The organism is Capnocytophaga sp. oral taxon 903 (genome assembly GCF_013394785.1).
Lineage (GTDB): Bacteria > Bacteroidota > Bacteroidia > Flavobacteriales > Flavobacteriaceae > Capnocytophaga > Capnocytophaga ochracea.
On the sequence record NZ_JABXYW010000002.1, the window covers coordinates 1,703,938 to 1,718,449 of the forward strand.

Annotated in this window: 10 protein-coding genes and 2 tRNA genes; all 12 read right to left on the reverse strand. The window is 37.0% G+C overall.

What is annotated here, in order from left to right; all coding sequences use genetic code 11:
• Nucleotides 1-124 precede the first annotated feature (124 nt).
• Nucleotides 125-1,243 (reverse strand): hypothetical protein, encoded by a 1,119-nt coding sequence (locus tag HW279_RS07040; RefSeq protein WP_178958462.1) that lies wholly within the window; start codon nt 1,241-1,243, stop codon nt 125-127.
• A gap of 83 nt (nt 1,244-1,326) precedes the next feature.
• Nucleotides 1,327-1,584, reverse strand: coding sequence for a 30S ribosomal protein S20 (gene rpsT / locus HW279_RS07045; RefSeq protein ID WP_002670974.1), 258 nt, complete (start codon nt 1,582-1,584; stop codon nt 1,327-1,329).
• 69 nt (nt 1,585-1,653) lie between these two features.
• Nucleotides 1,654-1,725: transfer RNA gene (locus HW279_RS07050), tRNA-Glu, on the reverse strand.
• 42 nt (nt 1,726-1,767) lie between these two features.
• Nucleotides 1,768-1,839 (reverse strand) — tRNA-Glu (locus HW279_RS07055).
• 183 nt (nt 1,840-2,022) lie between these two features.
• The gene (locus tag HW279_RS07060; RefSeq protein ID WP_178958463.1) at nt 2,023-3,027 is read right to left on the reverse strand and encodes an acyl-CoA reductase; all 1,005 of its coding nucleotides are present in this window, start codon (nt 3,025-3,027) and stop codon (nt 2,023-2,025) included.
• Between the two features lie 117 nt (nt 3,028-3,144).
• The gene (locus HW279_RS07065) at nt 3,145-5,661 is read right to left on the reverse strand and encodes a DUF5686 and carboxypeptidase-like regulatory domain-containing protein (protein WP_178958464.1); all 2,517 of its coding nucleotides are present in this window, start codon (nt 5,659-5,661) and stop codon (nt 3,145-3,147) included.
• A 1,048-nt stretch (nt 5,662-6,709) separates the two neighbouring features.
• Nucleotides 6,710-7,543: a hypothetical protein gene (locus HW279_RS07070; protein ID WP_178958465.1), complete on the reverse strand. Its 834-nt coding sequence runs from the start codon at nt 7,541-7,543 to the stop codon at nt 6,710-6,712.
• A 126-nt stretch (nt 7,544-7,669) separates the two neighbouring features.
• A complete protein-coding gene (locus HW279_RS07075; protein WP_178958466.1) occupies nt 7,670-8,185 on the reverse strand; it encodes a hypothetical protein in 516 nt (171 codons plus the stop codon).
• Between the two features lie 1,520 nt (nt 8,186-9,705).
• Nucleotides 9,706-11,268, reverse strand: a complete 1,563-nt coding sequence (locus HW279_RS07080; protein ID WP_178958467.1) for a UDP-glucose--hexose-1-phosphate uridylyltransferase — start codon at nt 11,266-11,268, stop codon at nt 9,706-9,708.
• Nucleotides 11,269-11,307: 39 nt separating this feature from the next.
• Nucleotides 11,308-12,375 (reverse strand): aldose epimerase family protein, encoded by a 1,068-nt coding sequence (locus HW279_RS07085; RefSeq protein WP_178958468.1) that lies wholly within the window; start codon nt 12,373-12,375, stop codon nt 11,308-11,310.
• Between the two features lie 12 nt (nt 12,376-12,387).
• A complete protein-coding gene (locus HW279_RS07090; protein WP_178958469.1) occupies nt 12,388-13,545 on the reverse strand; it encodes a galactokinase in 1,158 nt (385 codons plus the stop codon).
• 124 nt (nt 13,546-13,669) lie between these two features.
• Complete coding sequence (locus HW279_RS07095; RefSeq protein ID WP_178958470.1) at nt 13,670-14,497, reverse strand: alpha/beta fold hydrolase; 828 nt, start codon at nt 14,495-14,497, stop codon at nt 13,670-13,672.
• Nucleotides 14,498-14,512: the final 15 nt, after the last annotated feature.

Genomic DNA, 14,512 nt, shown 5'->3' on the forward strand with positions numbered 1-14,512 from the left:
AATTCACATAATCTTTACAAGATTTTATAAGTATTTTTGTTACTAAGGTCAACAACACTAAATTTCGGATTACAGTATTTTCATATTTTTAATATTTAACTATTACTCAAATTTCTCCACGTTTTTATTTAGGTATGCTATCTGTGTCTTGTGTACCAATAAACTTCATTCGTTCTTCCAAGTCGTTTCCGTAGATGTTATTGATACGCGCAATTACACTGTTAAACGTTTGTCCTAATAGCGAAATATTGCTTTTAAGCTCTTCTTCTTTAAAATCTGGATTGTTCTTTACATTGTCAGCTAAAGCTTTTATCTGTGTTTGGAAAAGTCTAAGACGTGCTTTCACAGTAGGAACATTTATCTTTTCAGGGAAGGTAGCGTCATCGCTGAGTAATTCTCGTAAGGCATCTTCTATCTGCACCAACCAAAAGAATACTGAATAATAAGAGCTCTCTACTTCCGAATGTTCCCCCACAATCTTGTCCGAATACTGTCCTACTTTGTGAAAGTATTTAGCAGGAAGTTCTAAAACAGAACGATACAGAATTACATTGTCATTCTCTTTAGCATTCTCATCTAAGGAAAGTTTTATAGTGTAAGGAGCTGATTTTTTAGGTGAAAAAGTAATCTGATATCTGTTCCAATCGTCTTCTAAAGCAGTCTTTTTTACGTTGCTTGTCGAGGAGTTAAGCGTATCTAATGCAAAGGTTGCCGATAGTTCATCGGTGTTAGACTCTGAGAAATTTAGGTTTACTTTTGGATAGTTTACTTTTTTTAAAACTACAGAAAAAGTATAAGGAATGTTTGCTACCAAAAACCTACTCCATTGTAAAGAGGCTACCTCATTGTTCTTTTTCTTTTCAAACCTAAAAACAGTATCTTTCGAAGCCTCTGCAGGAGCTCGCCAATCACGTTCTACTAAGCTATTGATGTTTTCAGTTTTAGAGTTGATAGGGTACAGTCTACTGTACACCAAGAGACTATCGGGGTTTAAGAGCATTAAATCATCTGTGTTTTTAATTTTGGCAGGAGCCATCGAAACAATCACCTGCATCAGCGATTGAAAACTCTTCCAATGCTTCATATCTTCTTGAGCTTTAGGGGTAAGGTCTATCAATTTGAACTCCTCAAAGTCAATTGATTTAACTTTGTGCGCTTGCGTTGTTTTGTTAGCCTCTTTGTCGTCATTACACGAAATGAAACACGTTAATAAACTGAATAATATATAAAATCTGTACTTCATAACCTCTTGTATTACTGAAAACACCAAAGCCAGACTTACTTACATAAATCTGGCTATTAGTGATAAATCTAAAACCTAAATGACTATTTAGCTAACTTGTTAATATGTTTAGCTAAACTGCTCTTTAAATTCGCCGCTTTATTAGCGTGAATAATATTTCTCTTAGCAAGTTTATCAATCATCGAAACTACTTTAGGGAAAAGAGCTTTGGCTTCTTCTACATTTTCCAAAGCGCGTAGTTTTCTCACGGCGTTACGAGCCGTCTTGTGTTGATAACGATTGCGTAAACGAGCTGCTTCGTTTCTTCTGATTCTTTTTAATGCTGATTTATGGTTTGCCATTTTCCTTTATTAGTTTTATTTTTATCGCCGTACCTTTCCTTTGAAGATACTTCTAATAGTTGCATTTAGTAGTCCGTAGGGGAATCGAACCCCTGTTACAAGGATGAAAACCTTGCGTCCTAACCCCTAGACGAACGGACCTTGAAAATTATTGTTTAATCCAAAAAACTTAATATATGCTTGTAGTCCGTAGGGGAATCGAACCCCTGTTACAAGGATGAAAACCTTGCGTCCTAACCCCTAGACGAACGGACCATTCTGCCATTAAAGCACTACTTCTCCTTTAATGCGGTGGCAAAAGTACTACTTTTTTTTATACCTGCAATATTTTTGAACATTTTTTTTACAAAAATGCTAAAATTATTTCTTAAGTGTCTTATAGTTAGTAGGTTGTTAATCTGTGTTTTTTCTATGTGAACAATTCTTTTTATTTAGCTGTTACAAATTTAGTAAAAACGTAAGCGTGTTTACACCATCGGCGTAATCCCATAGTTTAGGAGTCTGCGTTTGCCCGAAGGGTATTTCACCATCTATAAAATTATGACCTACTACACATTGTATCTTTTCTCTGTCGGTGGCTAATTTCTTTTTTAGAGCTTCTTTATTGGTGTAATATTCATAGAAAAGAGTCGCAATAGGTGAACCGTAATGTTCGTCTTCTTTCAGCAGTAAGAAACCGTTCTCGAGTAGTTTATACAAGCTCATTAGGTAAACGGCTTTGTTGTAGTCGTAGTTATTGGCGTATTTTTGTTCTTCAATAATGTCTTTATACGGGTAGATAGCCTGAAATAATAGGTCGAAATCATAACCTTGGGGTACAAATAGTTTAGAAACACTTCGGCAACCCAAGCCGTAATACAAAAAGATGTCTTTACCTAAATCCTGCAATTCCTCAGGTGTTTCTTCACCTGTAAGTACGGCTACTGAATGGCGGTTTTTCCTTATAATATGGGGTTTCTTGCCAAAGTAATACTCAAAATAGCGTGCGGTATTATCGCTACCCGTAGCTATTACGGCATCGTATTCAGTTACTTTATCATCTGTAAAAGCTACCGCTTCTGCCCATTCAGGGGCAAAAGTCCTTATCTGTGTTATGAGGTAGGGAAGTAGTACGCGGTCGTCGCTGGAGAGCTTTACTATTGCCTTATGTCCTGCTACCAATACGCACAACAAATCGTGGAAGCCTACCAAAGGCAGATTACCAGCCATTATAATCAATATTTTTTTAGGCGAAGTAGTTTGTGGTAATTGATATTGCGACAGCCATTGTTGTACATTGTTTTCACTGAGGGCTTCACTCCACGATTTAAAGGCAAATATTACATTAGCACCCGTAAACCAACTGTTCTGCTGTTCTACTTTATCAAATATATCGTTGAATTGTTCGGTTTTAGAAAGTAGTTCCCCTAACCGAACTAAGTTGTTTATATTTTGTTGCTTCATTACAAAGTATCTATTTTACCTTTTATCTTTTACCCTTTACCCTTTACCTTTTACTCACATACCTAATTGTGAGCCCTCGCTGGCTTTATCTTTTACCTTTTATCTTTTACCTTTTACCTAAAACGATGGTACTATCCCAATCCGTACACCAAACTTAGGATTACGTACCCCATTCACATCATTGAAATCGTTGCGCCATACGAAATCTACTCGTATAAAGCGAAAGTTTCCTAACCCTATGTTCTCAATCCCAAATCCGTATTCCCAATACAGTTTTTCAGGTGAATTGAATATAATATTGGTAATATTAGCTTGTTTGTTCTTGTCAGAGAGTGTTCCGTAAGCAAATCGTCCAAATATTAAACTCTTAAAGCGCATTTTTTGTAAAAAAGGAATGCGGTTGAACAAGAATCCATCAAAATGATGCTCAAAATATCCATTGATATAGGTGTCGGTAATGAAATCGTAGTAATCTAAAAGCGCAAAAGTGTTAGGAGCTGATGAATACGATTGGTTTGCAGGAGTAGGGGTTAGTGCTATCAGAGGTGCTGTACCGAATACCTTGCCTGCTTCCACCGTAGCGTGGAAAATACCGTACCCGAAAAGCGGAATAGGTTTGTAAAGCACCGTTTGCACTTTGTCGTAATCAAACTTACTGTTTAATACACCGTCTACGCCTTTGGAGTATTTAAGGGTATACATCGGAAAGAGCTTTTTGCCATAACGCTGTTCCACCCCATAGCCAAATACCTTCCGGTGAGGGGTAAAGGTAAATTGTGCCCCTGTATAAAAATTGTCGTATTCGTGAATTTCCTTGCCTGTCTTGGGATTTCGGTAGGCAATAAGGAAGTTCTCTTCGCTTGCCGAAGTGAGTTTTTGGTAAGTACCAAATACCGAAAACTGCAAGTTAGGCACAATGTCATAGTTAATAACACCTTGTACTTTTTTGTTGCGAGTAAGATAATAGTTCTCACCACGCGCAATGATAAAGTTGGTTGTCTTTTCAAAATTCAGCTCAGTATCGTCGTGCATTACAAAGGTACCCAACTGCAAATTGTCGTTCTGATAGCCTGCTCCAAAGGTAATACGCGGACTGTGAGAGATAAGGTATTTACCACTGATACCGTATTTAAACTCTTTGTCTCTCACCCCATAAGCTCCGTATACATAGGTGCGGAAGCGGTCATCGGTAGAGAAGAACGAACGAAAGCCAGCTCTTAGCCGTAAACCCTCTACGTTGTTGCTCGAGAAAGTTTGCCAAAACCTGCCAAACTGCATATAATTGCCAATAGGAATATAGCCCGACGTCACGATATCGGTTACATCACCTATCATCTTGATGCGTTTATTGCTCCCCACTTCCCGAATCAGAACTTTCGTTTTAGTGAGGTCTGCCCCTCCTAAGGTATTTGCGTCCCAATAACTATCGTCTTTGTAAAACTGGTTTTTCGCAACCTTTACCACCTGTTCGTCATAAAAATTAGCAGGTTTAGGCTTGTTGAGAATAATATCCGAAAAAGTGATGTAGTTCTTTACATATAATCCCTTTTCCTCGTCTTTCTTTGTCAGAAGCGTAAAGTCCCCTTCTTGTATCTCGCGTTCAGGAAGGTATATACTGTCGTTAGCAATGGTAAAGTATTTTTCAAAAGAAAGTCCACGTACTAAGTTGATATTCGTTTTAGCCGTAGTGCGCATCTGTATCGAACTCACTATATAAGTCTTAGTGTCTACTTCAAATTTACCCTCTAATGCTAAATCTTGGTCATCACGAGGAAAAAAGTTGATGCGATAGAACGAGCGGTCGTCTCTCTGAATTGTATCGCTCAGCACGTACAGATATACGCCATAACCAAACTCCGCTAGCGGACTCACAAAGGGCTTGTTCAGTATCATATAAGTATTGTCGTAAATATCAAAATCGTCAAACGACTGACTTACACGTTCCAATCCAAATCCTTGTTGTACAATCCCTTGAGCACGTTCAGCTTCTATGTCTATTCGCTTTTTCCCCAACTGATTGTCGCCGTAAACCGTTTCTATCTTTTCAGTGAGATACATTGGCAGAGAGAAGGTCTCTTTGTATTTCTTCTCAGAAAGAATACGCCTGATAGTGTCATATTCCTTTCCTAAAGCCTTTTTTAAGAAGATGGTATCGAGGTTGTTCACCCCCAATTCCGTTGTACTGTGTTTTTTAAACTGATACGCCGTGGCGTTTTGTAGTCCACGCTTCTTTTTATTCTTCCAAATACCTTGCAATACGGTATAGGCAGGGTTCTCTTTTTTAGAAAGTGCCTTAGTAGGTTTCGCTACAACTGTTACCTCTTCGAGCAATTCCCCTTCCACCAATACCACTACCAAATCTTTGGTATTGTCTTTGTCTAAATGTATTTTCTTAGTGTTGTATCCTATAAGTGAGACTTCCAAATCCTTCTGTCTTTTCTCCGAATACAGAGAAAACCGCCCTTGGTCGTCGGTATAAGCTCCAATGGTAGTCTTTGCAAAAATCACATTGGCATAAGCCACGGGGTTACCGTTTTCATCAATCACTTTACCCGACACGTGTGTCTGCCCCCATACTTTTGTAAGACAGAGCATTAAACCGAATAAAAGGAGCAGTAAGAAGCGTTTTTTCATCGTATAAAATCACTTTTAAAATGCAAAGATATAAAAAATAATAAAAATAATATACAGAATGCTACTTTTCTAAAACCAAATCTACTGTATATTATTATAAACTCTTATTTTTTGTAGACCTGCCTTTCACGAAAATAAAACCCTCATTTTCCTTCTATTGTTCCTTTGTCATTCGTCACCCCCGTCTCTCTTCATTCGTCATTCGTCCCTCGTCATTACTTCCCTTTTTCGTCATCACATTCCCCCCTTTGAAGGGGGCTAGGGGGATGTTTCATTATTTTCTTCGTCACTACACTCCATCTTTTCCGTCATACTCCCTCCTAGTGCCTATGGCCTAAGGCCTATCACCTATTCCTCTTTCTTTCGCCTCGAAACCCCGTTTTTAACATTTTTAGCGCTGTTATATTACAGTATGAATCAACTACTTATATACCCTTCCTATACCAATCGTCCAAGATTCGTATAAGCTTCCTATAAGCTCTCTATAAGCTAACCATACCCTCCTTATAGCCTTTTTTCACCAAAATCCCTCTCAGTTCTCTTCCGTTCTTTTCCGTTTCCTTCCGAATCCTCCTACTCCCTTCCTCAGCTCATTCCACTTGTCCGAATTATCTGAGTCTTTCCGGGATTCTCCAACTAATTTCTACCACTTCTTAATTTACTAATTTTCCAATCTTCAAATTTGCTAATGCTAAAAATTTATCTCTACCTATAATTAATAAAAAATACCAAAGGAAGTAGCACACGCTGCTTCCTTTGGCAAAGTATAGGAGGTTACTGCCATAATTAATGTGAGCTTGATATAAGCAGATAACTGATGTTAGTTTTTTATAAAAGTTTTTTTTCTGTATTGTTCTTTTGCCAAGTCGTAACGATGAAGTTTTAGGAGCAATCGATACTTTTTACTATGTACGATTTTACAACATTGGTGTTTTTATTAATCATTCCTTCATTTTCTTTCTTTCGTTGTATTAGTAACAAATGAAAAAATAAATCATCCCTATTTAAGTCAAAAACTTGTTTTAATCTTGGTTTTATTGTTTCTAAATTATTTATCATTCTTTTTAGCGTATCTATAATCCCGTAAATCTAAACCTTCGAACATCACATCTCTAACTCGATCAATCGAAAAAGCACCAAACATGTCATTTTTTTCATTTTCAATTTCTTTTAAGTCCTCCATATTAGTAACAATAAAATAAACCTTTTTAACACCATTTAGGGTTTTAACAGATGTTTCATAAAGATAAAAATACGGTATAGTTCCTGTTTTAAATCTATAATCTATTTGTATTTCAAACTTTCCACCACTTCTATTTTCAATAGTACTACTTACTGTTTCACCTGTGTCCGTATTAATAATAATTTCAATTTTACTAAAACCAATACCCTCTACATCTTTTTCTGCATATTTATATCCAACACCTCGTGTTGTATAAGTACCATTTTTAAATTCACCATCGTTTGTAGCTTTCCAAACCTGGTGTAATCGAACTTCAAAATTTCCTTTTATATTAGTGTCTAAAACCAATTTTCTTTTATCTTCTTCTTTAAGTTTGATTTCTTCAAATGGTAATCTTCCACTAAATTCTTTACTTGGAACAAACTTATAATTTTTATCGACATTTTTAAGTTTTTGATAAAAATTAGAAATTAATGGTTCTACATCTACTTTCGGAATATCAGGTGTTGGTATATAACCACCATGATTACCTCCTCCATTATTTCCACCACCATTATTAGGTTTATCGGTTTTACCCGTTTGTGGTTTCTGAGGTTCGTCGTTACTGTCTTTTTGACAAGATGTCAAAGTTAAAAAAGCCAATAACATCACACCTATAAATAGGCTGAAAAATAATTTGTTGTTTGTCTTTGTTTTCATGATATTATATATTTATTTTGTTATTATTTATTTTACTATATTTTAATTGTTTATAAAAGATTATTGTAGAAAGAGTCTGTCGATTTTAAGAATAGTTTAAATTATAATTTCTTACCAAAAATAGCTTTATTTTCCTGGTTTTTTTGCTTTTAGTATGATCTCTCTTTTTTCTTCAGGGCTAAACTGTATACTATACACTTTTTCTAAATTTTGGAATAACTCATTGATAGTATATATATAACCTATCTCTCTTTTAAAATTATTTTCTTCAATCTTTCCATGATAAAATTGATTCCAAAGATTATTAAATTTGTTTTTGAAATCTTTTAAATTTTCTTCTTTTACTAAGGATATGTAAGAATGAAAAGAGTAGTTTTGCTCATTTGCTAATCCATCTCTTTTTTGTAACCCTATAAAAGAATATAAGATTATACCCTTGCTCTTTATGAGAGTAGCTATATCTACTGCTATTTTTTCAATAATAATATCTATGATATTTGTAGCTCTAATTTTTACTTTTTCATCTTTTTCAAGATTTTGCACTTCACACATATTAGAGTGTATTTTAATCACCTTACAAGGAAAGAAATCTTCCATGCTATTTTTCTGTGCAAAATAATAGTTGTCTACTTTTACTTCCATTTTATTTTGATTTTTTAAATTAAACATTCTACAACGCTATCACTATTCTTCCTTATTTCTTTGAGAGTTTATTAGTTGATCAAACCATTCTCGTTCTTCTCTAAGTCTTTCATTTTTATGTAAAAAGAATTTTCTTCAAAATCTTTAATTCTTTTTTCTACAATTCACTAAATCTTTTTAAACTCATCTTCCCTGTCTCTGCAAGAGTATAATTTACTTTTTTCTTATTTAGGACTTTTTTTGTCTTTCCTCACAAGAAATTAACAAGCTAAAAGAAATAGCAAGGTAAGTAAAAAAGACAGTGTAAAAAAATATTTTTTACTATTCTTTTTGGTTTGTTCATTTTTTTAATCTGAAGTATTATCTTTATTCTTAGAAGAGAAGTTGCATACGGCAAAGGAAGACACAATTGCGCTTCCTTTGCTCCATAAGCTAACTTATTCTGTATTACTTAAATTGTAGAAATGTACCAGATTCCCAACAACAGAATAAAGCTAACGCTTTTTTCATAAAAACAGAAAGCGTGAATTACTTACTATCTGTTGTCAGGAGTTCTGGTAAACTTTGTAATACAGAAAGTGTAACCCACGCTATAACGTAGGCATCAACTTTTTGTTACTGTATTACTTTTTGAAATGTACCAGATTTCTGACAACAGAACAAAAGCTAACGCTTTTAATATGTCTTTATTTTCGGTGCATAATTACGACTATTTTTTATACTACGCAAATATTTTAGCATTTATTTTTATTGTTTAATAGATAAGTTGTTTATTATCAGTTAAAAGACAAAAGGTAAAGCACAATTAGCCACAGACAACTAATGTCTAAATTATTCACGGTTGTTAGCAATTAGTCCTCAGAGTTACTAAAGATACTCAGAGCCTCTTCAAGACAGCCTCTCTAATATTCTCATCTACTAATTCTTTCATTTTCTAATTTTCCACCCGTCCTTGTTCATTCGTCATTCGTCCCTCGTCATTGCACCCCCTCTCCTTGGGAGAGGGACGGGGAGAGGATTCTTTTTCTTTCGCCTCGAAACCCCGTTTTTAACATTTTTAGCCTTGTTGTATTACAGTATGAATCAATTATTTATATACCCTTTCTATACCAATCGTCCAAGATTCGTATAAGCTTCCTATAAGCTCTCTATAAGCTACCCATACCCTTCTTATAGCCTTTTTTCACCAAAACTTCTCTCAGCTCTCTTCTGAAAAATTCCGTTTTCTTCCGAATCCTCCTAACAGTACTCAATACATCGCTTTTTTATCTAAAACTTTGGCAAAGTTAATAGCCCATCGTGCTACGACTGCCTGTGCGGCTCGCACCTTTGCCAAAGTTTATTATTTCTGGCATTATTGGTATTTTTGGCATTATTGGCGTTTCTTGTATTATTGCCTTTCTTATTAAAAAAGGGACGTTTTATAAACGTCCCTTGAATATACTTTATTTTTTTATCTTTTATCTTTTACCTTTTATCTTTTACCTTTTATCTTTTACCTTTTATCTTTTACCTTTTACCTAAACTTGAGCCTGAGCAACAAATCTCCTAAACCCTTCTTCTCCTTTTGGAGTATGTTTGAACACGCCACAATTCTCCAATACTTCACAGAAAGTATCGCCTATACTCCTATTAATAAAGTTATCTAAGTTCTTTATAGAAAGTGGAGTAGGGGAGGTATTCACGTAACGTTCTAACCACTGAGTGTGTTTTTGCAAAGCAGAGTCAGCGTTCATTTGGGAATATACAGTGCTGAAAGCGTTACCAGCTGTAATGGCTTCACTAAGCAAGGTTTTAATGCTCGCCATTTCAGTCTTTAACCTACCAGGTAAAATCGCTAAGCCCATCACCTCAATAATCCCAATATTCTCTTTTTTGATATTGTGCAGATGTTCGTAAGGGTGAAAGATACCCATAGGGTGCTCAGTATCCGTACGGTTGTTGCGCAAAGCCAAATCGAGTTCATATTTGCCGTTTTTAAAACGTGCCACAGGGTTTACCGTATTGTGACGCACACCCTCAGTATGCGAGTAGATGCCTAATGATGCATCGCTGTAATTTATCCACGATTGCAAGATTACATCAGCTAAGGCGATGAGGCGGTCTTTCTCACCGCGCAATCGCAATACGCTCATAGGCCAATTTACGATACCTGCTTCCACATCTTCAAAGCCTTTAAAGCTCACACGTTCTTTTATGGTAGCTTTTTCCATAGGGAAAACGTGTCGTCCGCCTTGAAAGTGGTCGTGTGAGAGGATAGAGCCTCCCACAATAGGTAAATCGGCATTAGAACTGAGGAAGTAATGAGGGAATTGCTCTACAAAGCCCAATACGTGCTCAAAGCAAGCTTTGTCAATCTTCATAGGGCGATGCTCACTCGAAAAGACGATACAATGCTCGTTGTAATAGATATAAGGGGAGTATTGGAAAAACCATTCCTCATTGGCTAAATCCAGCTTAATCGTGCGCAAGTTTTGCCTACCAGCGTGATTCACACGTCCCATATAGCCTTCGTTCTCTTTACAGAGCAAACATTTTGGGTAGTTAGTGGCTACCACATCTTTTTGGGCAGCAATATCACGAGGGTCTTTCTCTGGCTTAGAAAGGTTGATAGTAATTTCTAAATTGCCATAAGGACTATTGTGTTCCCACAGAATGTTCTTAGCAATTCTATCGGTGCGTATGTAGTTGCTTTGCTTGTTGAGCTCATAAAACTGTTGGGTAGCGTCCTCTTTGCTCCTTTGGTAAGTATGCCAAAAGTCTTTACGAATTACCGATGTACGAGGTAATACTTGTCCCATAATCTTAGAGTTCAGTAGGTCACGGAAAGTAAGCGTATCGGTAGTGAGGGTGCCGTTCTCAGCTGCCCACTGCACTAAGCGGTCGAGTACTTCTGTAGGATAAGTTATCTGGGCTACCTCTTTAGCGATTTGAGCTTGCTCTTCTTTTGTAAACTCGGTATAACTATCGCAACCAATACTTTCCAAAACAGCATTGGTAACAAGAATACGGTCGTCTTCCTTCACCAAGTTATGAAGTACCGCATAACTGATGAGCTTTTCTACTTCAATATAAACTTTCACAATTAATAATTATCAATTAATAATTAACAAGACTATTCGTTATTTAATAAGAAACTTATAAACGGTTTCTTGCTTGTACACTTCCCCTTTTTCTAAGGGTTTTACCCCAAACTTCGGCTGATTGATACCATCGGGGAAATCTTGCATCTCAATAGCTACACCTACAAATCGTGGGTTTTTTGATGGTTTTTCTTTGGCAGTACATACCTTATCGAATACAGGTACATCGTCTAAAAAGTTACCAGTGTAAATCACAGCCACACGCTGGGTAGTATAAGCTTCCATAGTAATACCACTCTCAGGAGAATGTAATACCAACTGAGGAGCACCTTTAAGTCCGCTGTGGTTGAGCACAAAGGGGTGGTCGTAGGCACGAGTGATTTCAAATTGAGGGTGCCCTTCAGCAATACCCTCAGCGATGACTTTACCTTTGCGGAGGTCGAAAGTAGTACCTTCTACAGCTATGTAATCACCCGTAGGTATCAATCCTTCTGCCAATTCACAAATATTATCAGCAGCGATTTGTAATACTTGGGTATCGCCATTCATTTCCATATCACCTGAAAGGTTGAAATAACTGTGGTTGGTGATATTGAGGTAGGTTTTGGCATCGGCAACGGCTTCGTAAGCAATATGCAGGCTGTTGTCATCAGTGATGGTGTAAATCACTTTGAAATCTACTTTTGCAGGGTAGCCTTCTTCACCATTAGGACTTGTGTAGTGCATTTCTAAACCATTAGCGAGCTCTTTTACTTCAAAGAGTTTACTGCTAAAACCTTCTTTACCACCGTGCAATGAGTTTTCACCATTGTTTTTAAATAGGTGATAGGTTTTCCCGTCGATAGTGAAAGTAGCGTTGTGAATACGCCCTGAAGTGCGCCCAATAGTAGCTCCATTATAGGCACCATTACCTATGTAATCTTCCAAATGCGCATAGCCTAACACTACGTTTTTCAGTACGTTATGTTTATCTTTTACAGCTATTTCGGTAATAGTACCGCCTAAGTTCAAAACAGACACGCGGAATCCATTGGCGTTCTGTAAGGTATATTGATAGACAGCCTGTCCGTTGTGAGTACCGAACAGGCTTTTGTTGATGGTTATCATACTTTGTCTTGTTTATAGTTTTTTAGCGCCGTCGCTTACAGAAGCGATATAGAAATCGGCAGCATAACCTATTTTGTTCTTGTAAGCCTCGCCTACGTTTTTAATGAAATCGTCTACTTTGTCTTTTTTCACGATGCTTACAGTGCAACCGCCAAAGCCAGCGCCCGTCATACGTGAACCTACTACGCCAGGTTGTTCCCAAGCAAGGGCAGCTAAAGTATCGAGTTCTACGCCAGTTACTTCATAATCATCGCGCAAAGAAATGTGCGATTGGTTCATTAATTTACCAAACTCAGCTAAATTACCTGCTGAAAGCTCTTTTTGTGCTTTAAGAGTACGTTGGTTTTCATACACTGCGTGTTTAGCTCTTTTTTGTCGAATAGGACTCTTGATGAGGTCTTTGTTGGCTTCAAATTGTTCAATAGAGAGTTCTCCTAAGGCTTTGATAGGTAATTTAGTTTGCAATTCGGCTAAGGCTTCATCACATTCGGCACGGCGTTCGTTGTATTTAGAATCGGCGAGACCACGACGTTTGTTAGTATTGGCAATCACGATTACCTCATCTTTAAGTACCACAGGGACATAAGCATATTTGAGGGTGTTGCAATCGAGGAGGATAGCGTGGTCTTTCTTACCCATAGCTACCGCAAATTGGTCCATAATACCAGAGTTTACCCCAATGAATAGGTTTTCAGTTTTCTTGCCTAATTGCGCCATTTCCACAGAGTCGATAGAGAGGTGGAAGAGGTCTTTTAGCACAATAGCGGTAAGCATCTCAATAGAAGCAGAAGAAGAAAGCCCTGCGCCATTAGGGATATTCCCAGAAAAGAGAATATCGAAACCAGAGTCGATTTTTTGTCCTGCTTCGAGGAACATTTTAATCACACCCTTTGGGTAGTTAGCCCAATCGTGTTTTTTGTCGTTGGTAAGTTCGTCGAGGGTGAACTCCATTACGCCAAGGTCAGCAAAGTTTTCAGAATACATACGGAATTTGCGGTCATTGCGTTTTTTTACGAGACCGTAAGTACCTTTGTCGATAGCGCAAGGAAACACATTACCGCCATTGTAGTCGGTGTGTTCACCGATGAGATTCACACGTCCTGGTGCGAAGAATTGTTTTTCGGCAGGAGCACCGAAAACTTCTTGAAACTTTTGTTCTAAGTGTTTCATATAGTTTTAATTTTAGTTATTAGTTTTGTTTAGAAATTACTTAATTAAATAATATAATGGAAAGAGGGAGTGCTGTCAAAGACAATTCCTAATAGATATGATTCTTGTAGAGACAATATATTTCTTATCTTATAAAGGATTTTAGCTGAGTCAAATACCAATCAAAGTCATCATACATAATAAAGTGGAGCCCTTTATTGGCATATCTAAGGTCTCTCAAAGATAAATTTTGATATTGATCTCTTATGTTGTCTTTTGAAGAAGTAAATACGGACTCTAAGAGCACTAAGGCAGGCACTTTTATCTGTTTTATTTCCTCTCTGAGGTCTGTATTAGAGATTTCACACACAAGTTTGGCGAGGGTCTCCCTATCTGAGGCTACACTCCACTGAACGATGGTAGGCTTCTTGGCTTCCTCTGTTGTATAGTACATCATTGAAGCCATTTGCGAACGCTCAAAGTCTTCTTTGGGCATTGCTGTAAGTTCCTTGATCATAGGAGAACAATCCTTGTTAGGTGTTATCTTAAAATTAGGATCAGAAAGCAAAGGCAAGCAAGGCAAAGCATCTACAATCACTATTCTATCAAGTAGGTCAGAGGCTTTAGCAGCTATTTTCATAGCAAGGATGCCCCCTAAGCTATGCCCTACAATCGTAGGTTTTTGGATGTTCTCCTTTTTGATATAGGAGATAATGGCATCTGTCCAATAGTCCAAACTTGGATTCTTTACAGGGGTAATTCCTCCAAACCCCGCTAAGGTAAGCAGGTAGCAAGTGTGGTTAGTGATAAGAGCAGATACAGTCTCTTGCCAGACATCGCTGGAGCAGCCAAGTCCTGGAATAAACAAAATAGGACTTCCTTTTTCTCCTACTTTTTTCACTGAGAATGGAGATTGTCCAAACGTAGATAGTGGCAAAATAAGTAAAAGGGAGGTTATAAAAACATTTCTCATAGTAAAAAAAATAGA

Coding starts and splice junctions, on each gene's coding strand:
- HW279_RS07040 (WP_178958462.1), bottom strand. CDS start 1,243: ATGAAGTACAGATTTTATATATTATTCAGTTTATTAACGTGTTTCATT.
- rpsT (WP_002670974.1), bottom strand. CDS start 1,584: ATGGCAAACCATAAATCAGCATTAAAAAGAATCAGAAGAAACGAAGCA.
- HW279_RS07060 (WP_178958463.1), bottom strand. CDS start 3,027: ATGAAGCAACAAAATATAAACAACTTAGTTCGGTTAGGGGAACTACTT.
- HW279_RS07065 (WP_178958464.1), bottom strand. CDS start 5,661: ATGAAAAAACGCTTCTTACTGCTCCTTTTATTCGGTTTAATGCTCTGT.
- HW279_RS07070 (WP_178958465.1), bottom strand. CDS start 7,543: ATGAAAACAAAGACAAACAACAAATTATTTTTCAGCCTATTTATAGGT.
- HW279_RS07075 (WP_178958466.1), bottom strand. CDS start 8,185: ATGGAAGTAAAAGTAGACAACTATTATTTTGCACAGAAAAATAGCATG.
- HW279_RS07085 (WP_178958468.1), bottom strand. CDS start 12,375: ATGATAACCATCAACAAAAGCCTGTTCGGTACTCACAACGGACAGGCT.
- HW279_RS07090 (WP_178958469.1), bottom strand. CDS start 13,545: ATGAAACACTTAGAACAAAAGTTTCAAGAAGTTTTCGGTGCTCCTGCC.
- HW279_RS07095 (WP_178958470.1), bottom strand. CDS start 14,497: ATGAGAAATGTTTTTATAACCTCCCTTTTACTTATTTTGCCACTATCT.